This window comes from Novosphingobium sp. BL-A-28-Hi1-0D, from assembly GCF_055521755.1.
The window spans coordinates 2734258-2748719 of sequence record NZ_CM145502.1; the positions used below are offsets into that span (position 1 = coordinate 2734258).

At 61.3% G+C, this 14462-nt stretch carries 13 protein-coding genes; 6 read left to right on the forward strand and 7 right to left on the reverse strand.

What is annotated here, in order from left to right; all coding sequences use genetic code 11:
- The first annotated feature begins 24 nt into the window (after positions 1-24).
- Positions 25-2970, forward strand: coding sequence for a MobF family relaxase (gene mobF, locus ACZ1JW_RS13330; protein ID WP_465140894.1), 2946 nt, complete (start codon positions 25-27; stop codon positions 2968-2970).
- 9 nt (positions 2971-2979) lie between these two features.
- On the opposite strand, the gene ACZ1JW_RS13335 is transcribed toward mobF, so the two are convergent.
- Positions 2980-3621, reverse strand: a complete 642-nt coding sequence (locus ACZ1JW_RS13335) for a S24 family peptidase (RefSeq protein WP_465140895.1) — start codon at positions 3619-3621, stop codon at positions 2980-2982.
- Positions 3622-4037: 416 nt separating this feature from the next.
- Between ACZ1JW_RS13335 and ACZ1JW_RS13340 the strand changes: the two genes are divergently transcribed.
- Complete coding sequence (locus ACZ1JW_RS13340) at positions 4038-4280, forward strand: hypothetical protein (RefSeq protein WP_465140896.1); 243 nt, start codon at positions 4038-4040, stop codon at positions 4278-4280.
- A gap of 36 nt (positions 4281-4316) precedes the next feature.
- Here ACZ1JW_RS13340 and ACZ1JW_RS13345 read toward each other — a convergent pair whose 3' ends face one another.
- Together ACZ1JW_RS13345 and ACZ1JW_RS13350 are read right to left on the reverse strand one after the other, a co-directional pair.
- On the reverse strand, positions 4317-5588 hold the full coding sequence (locus ACZ1JW_RS13345) for a hypothetical protein (protein ID WP_465140897.1): 1272 nt from the start codon (positions 5586-5588) through the stop codon (positions 4317-4319).
- Positions 5585-6169 carry a hypothetical protein gene (locus ACZ1JW_RS13350; RefSeq protein WP_465140898.1) on the reverse strand — a complete coding sequence of 195 codons (585 nt, stop codon included), beginning with the start codon at positions 6167-6169 and terminating at the stop codon, positions 5585-5587. Before ACZ1JW_RS13350 ends, ACZ1JW_RS13345 begins: the two co-directional genes overlap by 4 nt.
- Positions 6170-6416: 247 nt before the next feature.
- Between ACZ1JW_RS13350 and ACZ1JW_RS13355 the strand changes: the two genes are divergently transcribed.
- Together ACZ1JW_RS13355 and ACZ1JW_RS13360 are read left to right on the forward strand one after the other, a co-directional pair.
- Complete coding sequence (locus ACZ1JW_RS13355; protein ID WP_465140899.1) at positions 6417-8333, forward strand: TIR domain-containing protein; 1917 nt, start codon at positions 6417-6419, stop codon at positions 8331-8333.
- Positions 8330-9880, forward strand: coding sequence for an argonaute/piwi family protein (locus tag ACZ1JW_RS13360; RefSeq protein ID WP_465140900.1), 1551 nt, complete (start codon positions 8330-8332; stop codon positions 9878-9880). Before ACZ1JW_RS13355 ends, ACZ1JW_RS13360 begins: the two co-directional genes overlap by 4 nt.
- A 54-nt stretch (positions 9881-9934) precedes the next feature.
- On the opposite strand, the gene ACZ1JW_RS13365 is transcribed toward ACZ1JW_RS13360, so the two are convergent.
- From ACZ1JW_RS13365 to ACZ1JW_RS13380, 4 genes are all read right to left on the reverse strand, one after another.
- Positions 9935-10327 (reverse strand): hypothetical protein, encoded by a 393-nt coding sequence (locus tag ACZ1JW_RS13365; protein ID WP_465140901.1) that lies wholly within the window; start codon positions 10325-10327, stop codon positions 9935-9937.
- Positions 10324-10884 (reverse strand): hypothetical protein, encoded by a 561-nt coding sequence (locus tag ACZ1JW_RS13370; protein WP_465140902.1) that lies wholly within the window; start codon positions 10882-10884, stop codon positions 10324-10326. The genes ACZ1JW_RS13365 and ACZ1JW_RS13370 overlap by 4 nt, the downstream gene beginning before the upstream one ends.
- Before the next feature lie 59 nt (positions 10885-10943).
- Positions 10944-11531, reverse strand: coding sequence for a hypothetical protein (locus ACZ1JW_RS13375; protein WP_465140903.1), 588 nt, complete (start codon positions 11529-11531; stop codon positions 10944-10946).
- Between the two features lie 81 nt (positions 11532-11612).
- Positions 11613-12356: a GNAT family N-acetyltransferase gene (locus ACZ1JW_RS13380; RefSeq protein ID WP_465140904.1), complete on the reverse strand. Its 744-nt coding sequence runs from the start codon at positions 12354-12356 to the stop codon at positions 11613-11615.
- Between the two features lie 53 nt (positions 12357-12409).
- On the opposite strand from ACZ1JW_RS13380, the gene ACZ1JW_RS13385 reads away from it, so the two are divergent.
- Both ACZ1JW_RS13385 and ACZ1JW_RS13390 read left to right on the forward strand, forming a co-directional pair.
- Entirely contained in the window at positions 12410-13219 is an 810-nt protein-coding gene (locus tag ACZ1JW_RS13385) for an AbiJ-NTD4 domain-containing protein (RefSeq protein ID WP_465140905.1), read from the forward strand.
- 7 nt (positions 13220-13226) lie between these two features.
- Positions 13227-14282 carry a hypothetical protein gene (locus ACZ1JW_RS13390; protein WP_465140906.1) on the forward strand — a complete coding sequence of 352 codons (1056 nt, stop codon included), beginning with the start codon at positions 13227-13229 and terminating at the stop codon, positions 14280-14282.
- The last annotated feature ends 180 nt before the right edge of the window (positions 14283-14462 follow it).

Here is a 14462-nt window from a genome sequence, read left to right on the forward strand (position 1 = left end):
CTGCCTGGTGAAAGGCCCCAGTCCATGCTGTCCGTTGCCAATGTCCGCACTGCGGGCGGTGCTGCCCGCTACTTCGCCGCCGACAATTACTACACCCGTGCCGATGCCGATCGCTCGGGCGAATGGTTCGGCAAAGGAGCAGACAAGCTGGGTCTATCGGGCGAAGTCGATGCCAAGGCGTTCGAGGCAATCCTGAAGGGGTTTTTACCCGATGGAACCCGCCTTGGCACCGACAAGCGCGAACACCGGGCAGGGACCGACCTCACGTTCTCGATGCCGAAGAGCTGGTCGCTGCTTGCCCTGGTGGGCGGCGACCGGCGCATCCTTGAGGCCTATACCGAAGCGGTCAAAGAGACGCTCGCCTGGGCCGAACGCAATCTCGCCGAGACCCGGATCGAGGTGCGCGGCAAGGACAAGGCTGTCGCAACCGGCAACCTGACCGGCGCGCTCTTCATGCACGACACCAACCGCAATCAGGAACCGGGTGCCCACATCCACGCGGTGGTCGCCAATGCGACACAGGGGCCGGACGGCAAATGGCGTGCTCTGCGCAATGACAAGCTGTGGGAGCACAATACCCTGCTCAACGCGATGACAATGGCCCGGTTCCGGATCTCGGTCGAACGCCTCGGCTATGAGGTTGGCGAAATCGGCAAGCACGGCAGCTTCGAGGCGGTCGGCGTGCCGACATCCGTCCGCGAAGCTTTCAGTTCGCGCCGCGCAGAAATTCTTGGGCAGCTGGAAGGCATGGCCTCGCGCGGCCTTGCCGCGCGCAGCGCCGCCAACCTGATGACCCGCTCTAAAAAGAGTGTCGTCGAGGACCGGTCAGCGCTTGTCAGCGCATGGAAAGAGAAGGCTAGGTCGATCGGCTTTGACCCCTCCGTCGTCATGGCCCGGGCCAACGCGCGTGCGGCTCAGGGTCTCGGCGAGGTTGGCAGACTTTCCTCGGTCGTGCGCGGGACTGTTGCCAAAGCACAGGACCTGGCCGCTGCGCTGGCCGAGCGCTTCGGGCTGACGGAGGGCGATCCGTTGATGCCGCGTGACTTAGCCAGGCGGTCACCCGAACAGGTCGCTGCAGCCCACGCCGTCGCATCGGCAGTTCGGCATTTGTCCGAGCGCGAGGCGGCGTTCTCGAGGGTTGATCTCTACCGGGCAGCCCTTGGCTTTGGCCTCCCGGCAGCCCTGCCCGCGATCGACCAGCGGGTGCAGCAGCTCCTCCGGCAAGGCGCGCTCCAGCGCGGCGCTGGCGCCAATCAGGGCGTGCTCACCACGAAGGACGCGGTCGCCTCCGAACAGCGTATCGTTGCGGCCGTGGAAGCGGGCCGGGGGAAGGTCACGCCGATCATCGGCGCAGATGAAGCCGGCGTGCGGCTGCAGAGCCTCTCGCAGCTCAAATACGGCATCACCTTGAACGCGGGGCAGGAGGGGGCGGGACGTCTGCTGCTCGGCTCAACCAACCGCATAGTCGCTATCCAGGGCGTCGCGGGCGCCGGCAAGAGTACCGTCCTCAAGCCCGTGGCCGATATCCTGCGCGAGCAGGGCAGGACCGTGCTGGGTCTCGCTGTGCAGAACACATTGGTGCAGATGCTCGAGCGCGATACCGGCATCCCGTCACTGACGGTGGCGCGCTTTCTGCGCCGCCATCAGGACCTGCTCGAGGGCGGCAATCCGGTCCGGCTTGCCGAGGCGCGGGCGGAGATGAAGGGCGCAGTGATCCTGCTCGACGAGGCTTCGATGGTCGGCAATGCCGACAAGGAAAAGCTGGTCCTCCTCGCCAACCTTCTCGGCGTCGACCGCTTCGCCAGCATCGGCGACCGCAAGCAGCTGGGGGCGGTCGACGCGGGCAAGCCCTTCGAGGTGATGCAGCGCTCCGGCGTCGAAACCGCCACGATGAACACCAACATCCGTGCTCGCACCAAGAGCTTGCGCGCTGCGCAGCAGGCGGCGCAGGGCGGGCGGATCGATGATGCGCTGCGGCACCTCGGCAAGAATGTCGTAGAGGTAGGTGAGGGCGCTGCCATCCAAGCAGCGGCAGCGTGGTTGGCGCTGGCACCTGCAGATCGCGAGCGCACCGCGATCTATGCCTCGGGGCGGGCGCTGCGCAGCGAGGTCAATGCCGCTGTCCAAACGGGGCTCAAAGCCAATGGTGAATTGGGCCAGGTGGCGCTGGGGCTCGATGTGCTCTCACGGGTCAACACCACGCGAGAGGAGCTGCGCTATGCTGCGAGCTATCGTCCTGGGATGGTGGCCGTGTTCGACCGCGAAAACCGGGCGCAAAAGCTGACCAAGGGTTCCTACACAGTCATCGACAGCGACCGCCAGCGCGGCGTGGTCACGCTGGAGGGAGCGGGCGGCAAGCGCACAGTTCTGCGTCTTGATCGCCTCCGTCCCAACGGCGACTATGACCCGCTGCGGCTCTTCGAGGTCAAGCGTCTCGACATCCATGCGGGCGACCGGATCCGCTGGACCGAAACCGACCACAAGCGCGGGCTGATCAACGCCGACCAGGTGCGCATTACCGGAATCGGCCAAGATACGGTCTCGCTGGTGACATCGACCGGCATTGCGCATGATCTGCCGGCCAGCGATCCGATGCTGAAGCGGCTCGATCTTGCCTATGCGCTCAACGCCCATATGGCACAGGGGCTGACATCGGATCGCGGCATCGCGGTCATGGACAGCCGCGAGCGCAATCTGTCGAACCAGCAGACCTTCCTCGTGACTGTGACCCGTTTGCGCGATGGCCTGACACTTTTCGTCAACGACGCCTCGCGGCTCGGCGCGGCCATCGCTCGCAACACCGGCATGAAGCGCTCGGCACTCGAAACGGTAGCCCTGCTGCGCAATGCGGCTGCTTCAGGGCTCGCCAAAGGCAAGCCGGAGGTAGCAATGCAGAGCGAGCCACCTGTACTGAAAGAGCCGCCCGAGCGCGAGAAGGCAATGGTCAAGCCGTTCGAGATGGGGATCTGAGGCGGCGTTTCAGACCTTGCGGCCGAACCAGAGCACCCGGCCGACGATGTTCACCGAGCGCCTGTCGAGTCCTTGCCAGCTGGGGTAAGCGGAATTGTCGCTGACCACGGAGATCTTGCGCCCTTGCGGCTCGATCGCCACCCGTTTGACGTTAAGTGCGCCGTCCATCCGCAGGACATAGATCCCGTCGCGCAGCTTGCTCTGCTCGTCCGATACGTCGACCAGGACCTCGTCGCCATCGTGCAGCGTCGGCTCCATCGAGTCGCCGGTCACCTTGATGATCGAGAGGTTGGTCGGCTTGGCCAGAGTCAGCTTGCGCAGCCATTTGTCGTCGAAACCGAACTGGCCAGCCTTGGCCTCGGTGCCGGCAAGGGCGCCGTGACCCGCCGAGGCCTCGACGTCGAGCACGGGGATCTGCACCAGCTGTACGATTGGTGTGGCCAGGGCAGTGGGTCCGCCAAGCATGGCCTCATCAACCCCGAAGAACTGGGCGAGGATCTGCCGGTCCCGCTCGTCGAGATAGCGCGGGCTACCCTTCCGGATAAACTGTTGGATGTAAGATACATTGCGGCCGAGAAGCCGCGAGATCGACGAGTAGTTGACACCGCGCTGGCGGATCAGCTCGTCAAGCGTTGCGCGTGGATCATCCATGGTCTCTGTTCCTACGATTCTAGGATATGATCCTAGCGCTAGGAAACATCCTTAACAAGAACAAAAAGTGAACTTAGACTACGCGGGTGCATTTGAAGTGGTATGGCCTGAGATGCTCCGGCCTGCAGAGATCGGGGCGTGGCTGCCGGGAAACAGCAGGCGGCAAGCGACCAAACCCGGCCGCTCCCATCGGCCATCTTGACCGTCAGCAATTGCCAAAACCTGCCATTGGCATGTGTCTGAGCGCCAAGGCATCAGGCGCTGACAGAGCCGACGTTCACCTGTCATGATCTGCTCCCTGGAACCGGCCATTTATTCATCCGATCAGCAGAGGTTTGGATTGTCTTGCTCGGCATTGTTGCCGCGGTAGAACGTGGCATAGAAATCGTCTTGTCAGTGATGGGGGAAATCACTTCATGACAGAAGCTGTGCTTTTTATCGGTGACCCCGGGCGACGAGATGTCGACGAAGAGGTAGTGGAACTGCTGTTCCGAGCTGAGCATCCCGAGGGCGGTATCAGCACCGCCACGGTCTTGGTTCGGCGTTCTTGTTCCAAGGAAAGCTGGGCCATAGAGCGCTCGCGCGAGCGCGCCTCCGAAGCCTGTATAAACGCGGGTGGCGGTGGCGCAGCTAGCGTTGATGTTTCGCTCGGTTGGTGAGACCCGTTTTCACGGCCGCCAGTAAATTGATTGCCTTCAGCTTATCCCGGATTTCGGATCCCAGGTCAGGATGCCTCCGATCTTTTTGGGCGGAGGTCCGGAGATCAGCGCCAAACCGTCGCGGAAAAGGGCGAAATCGTAATCTTCGCGCCTGCCACCGCGTAAATCTTCGCCTTCGCGCGTTCCGAACCCAACGATTTCACCGACCGGAAGCTCAAAGGCGCCGAACTCACCCCGTCCGCCGGCTCGAATTCGCCCAGACAGTGCGTTGAGAAATTCAAGCGCCGCCGTCTCCTCCATGACGAACCAGTTGAGGCCGCTGCCGGGCGGCGGCCAATCACGCCAGCGCAAGCGTAACGGGAGATCGGTCCAGTCATAATGATGCCAGTAGAGAAGGTCCCGCGGTAGCAGAGGGAGCGTGCTGGCGAGAAAGCTCCGCCCGGCATAGCGAAAGCGAACAAAGTGTACCGGCTCCATATCCGCTGGAACCTCACGTGCACCGGCAAGCCAGTCGATCCATTCGACGACTGGCAGCGCCTGCATCATAATGAAATTGGAGCGGTGGGTCGCCATCGCCAACGATGCAGGGACCATCGACGTCCTCGCACCGGGTGGGGTTGCGAAACTCGGCTCCGGCTTTGGCCGACGCGTTTGTGACACTCGGATAAAACTGCTGCTGGTGCTCGGTCGCGATCCGAAGGCCAGCGCATACCCATGCACCACTTTGCCATGGGCGGACGTCTTGCCGATATAAGGCCTCACCTGGCGAAGGTATTTTTGCTCCGCCACGCGCGCCATCGACGCGTCGCTGACCTTGGCTGCGAACGACCCATGCGCCTCCGCGAGCACGACACCGTGACCACTCGCATTGCCGTCACCATAAAGGAAATCGCCATGCGGCTTGAGGGTTGAAGCAAGGCTCATCGCGTTGTCGCGCCAGCTGTAGCCCAGAGCATTCATGTAGAGGTCGGTGATGCCCGCGCCGACTCGGCCAGCGAAGTGGGTTTGCTCCACGTCCACAAACGTCGCCAGGAGCGGCGAGAGGGCAAATCCGGCGCCGTCCGCGATCAGCATCTCGACATCGCTCAGCACACTGGTTGCAAGCCTGACGAGCGCGGCCGGCGGTGCGGCCCGAAGCGTCGCTGTGCGCGCGATCGCTGCTGCCAATGCAGTTGGACTGAATTGGATATGTGGCTCCAGCGCAGGCGGAATAAATGCCGGCGCGACGGGCGTGCCCTTGTGCAGGTGGCGGCGCTCGCCGGTCAGCGCTACGGTCTTGTCGACCGTCCAGAGCGCGAGGCTACTCACACGTCATACCATTCGAGGCAGCCCATTTCGGCCAGGAGTTGCTTCAGAATCCGGTCGGACGCGAAAACGAGATCGCGGTCGCGCGCAGCTTGCTCCGATTTTTCGCCGTGGAACAGGTTGCACCGGACTTGATAGATCGTGCGCAACAGCTGTTCCCAGCTTGGCGTTGCGCCCGCCACCCATCCCACGGGCTGTCGCTTCACCTGTTGAGCATCGCATTCAACCAATAAGGCTGCGCGGTCGTATCGTCGAAAGGCATCGAAGCCGAGCTTGGCACGGACGTGCGCGACGTTGAGAACCGGCCATTTCGCAGAGAATGCATCGACTTCTACTTTGAAGTCCGGACGATCCGCTAAAAGCTGATCATATGTCGCGATCATGCGCAGTTCGGCAGCGAGCGCGTTGATCATTTCATAGTCCCGCTCACATCCCGTAACGGCCGCCATCCATCCGTTGAATCCCATCCACCGGAATATGAACGCCATCATTGAGGGGGGTTCGCGATCGGCGCGATCGAAAAGCTCCCGGGAAACCTGGTATGCCGAGGGGTCGAGCGTCTGATAGTGGCTGAAACTGACCATCAGAGCGGGCCATCATCGCGAAACCGAATCGTTAGTCCGAGTATTTCTTTCCACGTCATGCCGATTCCTCCCGCCGCGATGGTTCGCACAGGCTGCTGTCGCTCTCAACCGCGGAGGCCTGAGGGGCTGCGATAGAGCTCTAAGGAAATTCCATCCAAATTGGACTGATCGCGACGATCGTATGCCGGATTTTCCCTCGTGCTGTTCTACTTGACCGAGAGGACGCGGTCGCGGACAATTAGAGAACATGACCTATGACTTCTCGTCGCTCTCCCCTGCCGATTTCGAGGATCTGACCCGGGATTTACTCGGTCGGGAATACGGCATCCGCTTCGAGGCGTTTCCGGACGGACCCGACGATGGGATGGACGGCCGACACGCTGCTGCAAATGGCAATGTGATCCTGCAGGCCAAGCATTACTATCGGTCCGGCTTTGCGAAGCTGAAGGCAAAAATGAAGACGGAGCGTGCCTCGATCGATGCGCTTCAGCCCAAGCGGTATATCCTCGCCACCTCGGCCGCACTCACCCCGGCCAACAAGACGCAATTGGGTGAGGTCATCGGCCCAGCGCTCATCAGCCCCGGCGACCTATTCGGCCCGCAAGATCTCGTAGCGTTGCTGCGCAAATTTCCTGATATCGAAACGGCGCATCCGAAGCTTTGGCAGCAGAGCAGCGCGGTCCTGAAAAATCTGATCACCGGAGCCGTCGCCGACGCGCTCCCCAAACAAGCCGCGATCCCTCCTATGCTCGCGAGGTTGCTGCCGATATCGAGCGCCGCGGCGGTGTTGCCTGAGCGGGACACCCTCTTCATCCTCAAATCCTCGCCGATCGACGATGAGTTCGCGCTGTGGCTGGCGCCGAAATTGGAAGCCGAGGGCTATCAAGTCTTCGCCGACATCCTCACCCTCGAACCGGGCGATCGATGGCGCAGGGAAATCAACCAGGCGCTCGAGCATCGCGCCGCCAAGGTCCTGCTCCTCAGCAAGAACGCAACTCTCGACGATCCTCTGGTACAGGACGATATCGATATTGCGCTCGACGTCGCCGAGCGGCGCGGCGACAAGCGATTCATCCTTCCTCTACGACTTGGACCCGGGCGCAAGGTCAAGGGCATCGGCGATACGGTCGCCGTCGATTTCGTCCGCGGATGGGGCGAGGGATTGATGTCACTGCTCGATGCACTCCGGCGGCAAAAGGTCCCCCGTCACGCTGACGTCGTGCGCATCAATCCCAATTGGGAACTGTTCCGGCGGCGCGGCGCAATACCACTTATCGGCCAGCCCGAACGGCTCACGTCCAATTGGCTTCGCGTCACCGAGGCCCCCGACACAATCCACTATTACGAGCCAAGCGGTGCCTCCGATCCTGATCAGCTGAAACGCGCACTCGCTTGCTATCCTTATCCGACCGCCATCCAGGGGCGCGGATTTCTTAGCTTTGCCGGGCAGGCCGAAATCGACGAGGCCTTCGAGGAAATCGGCCGATTCCGGGTGAAGCGGTCCGTCCCGCTCCTCAAATTCCTCGACGAAGGCCTACCCAAGCTCGGTATCGAGCGTCAGGTCGCATCGAACCTCCTCATAGTCATGATCAAAGAGGCGTGGTTCCAGTTCTGCGAGATCAAGGGGCTGATTGAATATTCCTACTCAAACAGCGTGGGGTTTCACGCGTCTCCGGCGCTTGCTCCGGTCGGCACGCGCATCCCATGGGGCAAGCAGGGGGACCGGCGCTCGTCCATGCTGCGCAACATTGCCAAGGGCCACATCTGGCAATTCGGGGTAACCGCGCTTCCGGCAACCTGGCCGTTCTGGCATCTCAAACTCAAGGCGCGGGTTCTCTTTGCCGCCGACAATGGCACCCCTGAGGGCCTTGCCATCGACGACCCGAAAAAGATGCACAAGCTCAGGCGGTCGATCTGCAAGGGATGGCGCAACAAACAGTGGCACGGCCGAATGCTGGCCTTCCTCGAAATGCTTTCGGGTGACAGTGCCTATATCAGGCTGCGGCTTTGCGCGGAGCACGACCTCGTGATCGACGCAGCGCCGGTCCTTTTCTCGTCACCGGTCAGCACGATGCTGCCAAACGAAGCGGATGCGGATGAAGAGGAGACGGATGCGAGCACGCTCGGACGTCCCGAGAACGACGACGAGGAGGGCGAGGCGTGAAATTTCCCGAACCATCGCTCATCGTCGACCACCTCGACGAGCCCGCGCTCGAGTTTGCCCATGGCGAGCGCAGTCCGCATCCGAAGGATGGCCTGTTCCTTTACGGCCCGCATTCGAAGGGCAAGAAAGCGCGCGAAATTCGCGTCGGTGTCGTCGGCACGGCCGACGGCATCGGCCATTTCAGAACCTGGGCGCGCGGCATCATGCAGGTTGTCGCTGTTCCGCCGCCCGGAAAGGGCGAAAAGAAGGACCGGCTTCACCTCGCGAACTTTCCGGGTCTGGAAGAGACCTTCGGCATCACCTTCGATCCGGACGAGGTCAGCACCCTGTCGCTGCAACTCGCCGACATCGATCGCGCGACCCGCATCGAAAATCTCAACGAAGCGGTCGACAAGGTCGCGCGGCTCTACATCGACCGCGTCCGCAAGCATCTCAGGAACGAGGAGCAGTCGGTCGATATATGGGTCCTGGTGTTGCCCGAGATCGTCTACGAACGCTGTCGCCCTGGCTCCAAACGGACCGGCCTTGCCATGACGGCGGGCGACTTCGCCCGCCGCCAAAAAGCTAAAGCCAGCCTGCCGCTACTTGCCGGCGTCATTGATCAGACCAACGAAGACATTTTCAACGATGTCCCGGACTTCCACCGGCGCATCAAGGCCGAATTTCTTACAATCGCGCCGACTCAGCTGGTGCGCGAGACGACGCTCGCGCCGAACGCCTTTTTGAACAAAGCCGGCTACCCGCTTCGCAAGACACAGGATGCTGCAACCCTCGTCTGGAATTTGGCGACCGGGCTTTACTACAAGACCCAGCCCAAACCGCCTTGGCGGCTAGGGTCGGTACGCCCCGGCGTCTGCTATATCGGCATGGTATATAAGAGCTTGCCTGACGATCCCAACGGCCATGCCTGCTGCGCGGCACAGATGTTTCTCAACGAGGGCGATGGTGTGGTTTTTCGCGGCGCGAACGGGCCATGGAAGACAGGCGATCACGACTTTCATTTGAAAAAAGACGCAGCCAAGAAACTTCTGAAGCTGGTGCTCGCCACCTATAGGGACATGCACGGCGAAGCGCCCAAAGAGCTTTTCATCCACGGTCAGACCTACTTCAACGACGAGGAGTGGCAGGCCTTCTGCGAGGCGGCGCCGAAAGGGACGAATGTCATCGGTGTCCGTATTCGGACGACCGGCGGAGAGACCAAGCTGTTTCGGGATGGCGACTATCCGGTGCTGCGCGGCACCGCGCTGTTGCTGGACGACCGGGTCGCCTATCTGTGGACGACCGGTTACGTACCGCAGCTCGATACATATATCGGTCCGGAAACGCCCAACCCGTTGCACATCACGGTCATGCGCAGCAAATATCAGCAGCCCGCGATCCGCACCGTGCTCGCGGACATCATGGGCCTCACCAAGATCAATTATAACAGCTGCAACTTCAATGACGGGCTGCCGGTCACAGTGCGGTTCGCGCGCATGGTCGGCGATGTGCTAACCATGGGGTCGGCGAAGGGCGAGGAAAAGCAGCCCTTTAAATTCTACGTTTGACGCTGCTGCAGGGCCGACGATCTCCGGCCCGCAGCTGCCACATCGTCCGCTTTTTCAAAGCTGCGCCAATTTCTTTCGCACCGACAGGATCTGCACGATCAGGGCGACGCACAGCAAGATCAGCAGCACGACCGTCAGCAACATCAGGGCCCGCACATCGTCATAGTGACATTGATCCCATGGCGCACACGTCCAGGGCGACCGAACAATTCCCCAGCATCGCGGCAAGAGGATGATTACGGTCGTTAGCCCGGCGGCGAGCAGCGGATAAAGCCGCGTGCGCGCGATCACCCTCAGCCGAGTCTTGAGTGGCTCATTGTTCTTTTTGTCGGTGCTACCCTTTTCGGCCAGTGCGGCTGCGACATCGGGCATCCATACGGAAAACAAGGCTGCCAAAATTGCCAGCACCAGCGCGGACGCTGCAAGGGCATCCGCTGCCTCGCTCACTTGAGGCTATTCTTCAGATAATCAAACGACCCAACATCGATTGTATATTGCGTCAGGCCGTCGCCGGTCCGCCGCACCGGGGTCTTCGGATCGGTCGACGTCTCGAGCCGGGCGTTGAGCAATTCCATCAGAATCGGATTGAGGATCACAACGATGTATGGCTCCTTGCCGTCACCTTTGCAGTCCGCGAGAATCTTTTTTAGCGCTGGCTCGATCTTTTCGCGCAGGGCCAGCCGATGCTTGGCCGCGGTCGCCCTCATGAGACTTCGCGCCGCGCTCGGCGTGATGTTGAACAGTCGCGCGACCTCGTCCGCAACTGGCGGTTCGGTCGGATAAGCAGTCAACATGAGCCGGACGAGGCGTCGTTCGCGGACGTCTGCGGCGCTGGCGAGAGTCGCAACACCGGCGACCATGTCGAGAAACTCAAGGATAGCCGCGGGCGCAAACCTGGCGATCTGCTTTTCGAGGTCGGCAGGCTTACAGCGCAAGGCATCGCAAAGAAGCGGCAGCAAGGCGTCAGGAATTTCGACTTCGGAAGAGAACTTCAATTTAGCCATGGTGGTACCCTACTGCGGACGAGCGCTTGGCTCCATAGGTGGCGCGGCTGCTATTCTACCTACCGGTGCACCTGGAGGCGGCTGGCGACGGCCTCCGCGATGAAATCGCGATAGGCATAATTAATCAGATTACTTACCAGTTCGAGCAGACCGGCCGTCGGCAAGCCATCAAACGGGTCGCCATGCGCCAGCATATTGCGCCGCTCCGCCAGCGTGGGATGGGTCGAGCCGGTCAATTGACCGATCGCCGTGCCGTCGCAGCGCGTGACCATCGGAATGTCGGCATCGGTGAGGCCATCAACCTCGACCATGTACTTGAGCAGGTTTGCAAAGTTGCGTTTGCTCTTGGAAACCTTGCAACCGTAGCGATCCATGACGGCGAGCTCGAGCGCGACCAGTGCCGCAAGTTCACCTGCTTTGATCAGGGTAAAATCGATCCAGCCCAGGAGATAAAGCGTCTGTGCGCGCGCGAACTTTGCCTGGATGATCTGCGGAATCCGCGGGTCGATGCCGAAGCTTTCAATGAAGGTCCGCCACTCGGCAGGGTGGGCAAATGACAAGAACGCCCCGGCATTGCCTGAGGCGGGCCATGGCAGGATGACCGGTTCGTCTCGATCCCGAAGCGCGATGTGGGAGAGGTCGACCATCAGGAAGCCACCGCAACATGTGTCGTGACGGCCTGTCTCGACATTTCTACGGGCGAACCGTACATCGGCATTGACGCGCGCTCAACCATCGGCACGCTCGACGGCGTCGATATAATAGGCGCCGCCCTTCCGATCGCGCTTAACGCCAGCTTCCTCGGCCTCCTCATATTTCGCCTTGCAGAAGCAGCGGACCTCTCCGTCCACATCGATCTTGACTACAAGATCCTTCCCTTCGGGTTCATCGTCGGTAAGGCCGATGACCCGTCGTTCGAGTACGATCGAGCCGTCACCGAGGCGCCCACCGCGCAAGCGATGCGACACGATCGCGGGAACTTCGCCGCGCCCGTAGGTCGCCGCCTCCGGATAAAAGCCGATTTTGACATCGGCGGAGGGAAGGTCGGTGGGTATGTCGAATGACCGCGGCAGAATGCGGCGTGCGGTTATCCTGCCCCATTCGCCCAAATCGCCGAACCGCTCGAAGCCGTGGCGTTGCCAGAAGGTCCAGGAACTTCGCGGCGTACATTCAATCGAAAGCACGTTCACATTGTCGTCGATCGCCCGCTGCAGGGACGCTGCAAACAGCGCGTCGCCCAGCCCCTGTCGGCGACAGTCTTTGCGGACGCTCACAATGTCCGGCGCATAGTCGCCCACTTGCACCGCGATAAGCTCATCGCCGCGACGAATGACCCAGAGATCGCCATGGTCGAGCGCGCTTTCTATAATTCCCCGGTTGCACCAGAAGCCTTCACCATCCTCGGCATATTCCTGCTCCAGCCAGCAGAGGACACTGGCAAGGTCCGCAGTCGTGGCCTTGACGACCTCCATCTCTCCACATCTCCCATAGACCGACAGCGTACATGCAATCATATCACTCTAGGATGACAGACTCGGCTTCATTTTCCGAACGACATGGCTTTCGCGGCGCGGATGTCGAAATCACCACCCGGGAGGATGCTCCCGAGGGGGTTCGCGCCGCGGTCGTGATGCTCGGTTACGCGGCTGGCATGGGGCCTGGCGGCATGCGGGACACAGTCTGCGAGGTACTGCTTAGGCGACCCGACCGTAATAACTGGTCCCCGGGCAACATCGAGCATGAAGTCCATCGCCTGCTCGAAGAGGCGCCCTGGTTCAAGGTCTACGACATTGCCGAGCGGATCCATGGGGATCTGCTCAAAGCAGATTACTCGGGCGGCAAGCAGGCCGAATATGCTCGCCGGCTCACCCAATATTTCCGGGAAAATGGTGTCGGTTGGCAGATGGAAGACGGTCGCATCGTCTTTCGCGGCTCTGAAGCCTTCGGTCTGGCGACCCGTGATGCTGTCGCCTCCATGCAGCTGGCCAGTACGCCGACCGCCGCGAATGAGGTGCACGAAGCGCTCAAAGACATTTCCCGACGGCCATCGGCCGACGTCACAGGCGCCGTGCAGCACGCGATGGCTGCGCTGGAATGCGTTGCGCGCGAAATTGACGGAAGCACCGAAACGCTCGGTCAGATCATCAAGCGTCTCACGATCCCGCCACCGCTTGATGGCGCGCTCCATCGCCTTTGGGGCTTCGCTTCTGAGCAGGGTCGCCACATTCAGGAAGGGCGCCCGCCCAGCTTCGAAGAAGCGGAGCTCGTGGTGACCGTTGCGTCGGCCGTTAGCGTCTATCTGTTGCGGCACGCCGGCCGCGCGCCGCTGCCCTGATCAGACGATGGACTGCTATCGTATCGATGAAAGCGGTTACACCGGCTTCGATCTCCTGAATCGCGACCAGCGTTTTCAGGGAGCGACGGCAATCGCCATCGACGACGACGATGCCGCTCGGCTCATCAAGGAGTTTCTCCCGCGCGTGCAGGCGGATGAGCTCAAGTATCGCGCGGTTTCGCGCCGCCCAGGCAATCAACCGCGCTTGCTCGGACTGCTCGCCGAGCTCCTCCGCGGGTACAAATCCGTGACCTATGTCTGCGACAAGCGGTTCCTGCTGATCCTCATGTTCTGCGATTATGCGGTCGAGCCCTGGTACTACGAGCGCGGCTGCAACTTCTATCAGGACGGGCAGAATTACGGGATGGCCTCCCTCCTGGCGACGGCAGGTCCGACACTTCTGGGAAAGCCTGAGTTTGGGGCGCTTCTGGCCGCATTTCAGCATGCGGTAAAGGAAAAGACGCCGGGAGCTCTCGACGCGTTGGTTGAAGCCGCTCGAAAGACCGCGTGGCAAAAACTTCCAGAAGCGCTGGGGCCGTTGGCCCAATATGCCGCCCCGGAATGCCTTGAGGCGATCGCGACTGAGGGCGTGACCACCGACGCGGCGCTCGTCGTGCTTCAGTCGCTGATCTCCCGCATGGAGGTGATGAGTGTCGGTCCCTACCGCGTAGAACACGACCAATCGAAGAACCTTGCGAGCTATCACGATCTCTTGTGCCGGTTCATCGACCATGAAGGTGAAGTCGAGCTTCGCCAGTCCGAGATCGCCAGTTTCAAATTCCCATTGAAGCTCACAGAAGTGCGTCAGGTGGACTCCAAAGCCAGCCCTGCAGTGCAATTGGCCGATATCATGATCGGTGCCGCGCTGGAGGCCGCCAATATCATGACCGGATTGCGGGATGGCGGCCTCGACCCGGAGAAGCTGATGTCCCTCTATGCTGAGGACCAGTTCATCCACCTCATCCCGAGCGTCGATTTCGAGGCCCAGAAGGAATTTCGGCGCGGTACGCAAGCGGCGGAGGTAATCGATTATTTCGCAGCAAATTTTGCGTCGAAGAATTAGTGAGGCGCATATCGCGGTGTTTTGTCTACGTCCTACGGCGCCTTTTGGATCGATGCCGTTTCCGCTGTACGACCGTAAGCGCTGTTCTGCCTCCACCTTGCGTGGGTGATGCCCAGCGTGGAGTTTGCGCGACCTGATTGGGGCTGAGGGCGCTACTCCTATGATAATCCCGTGTGATGA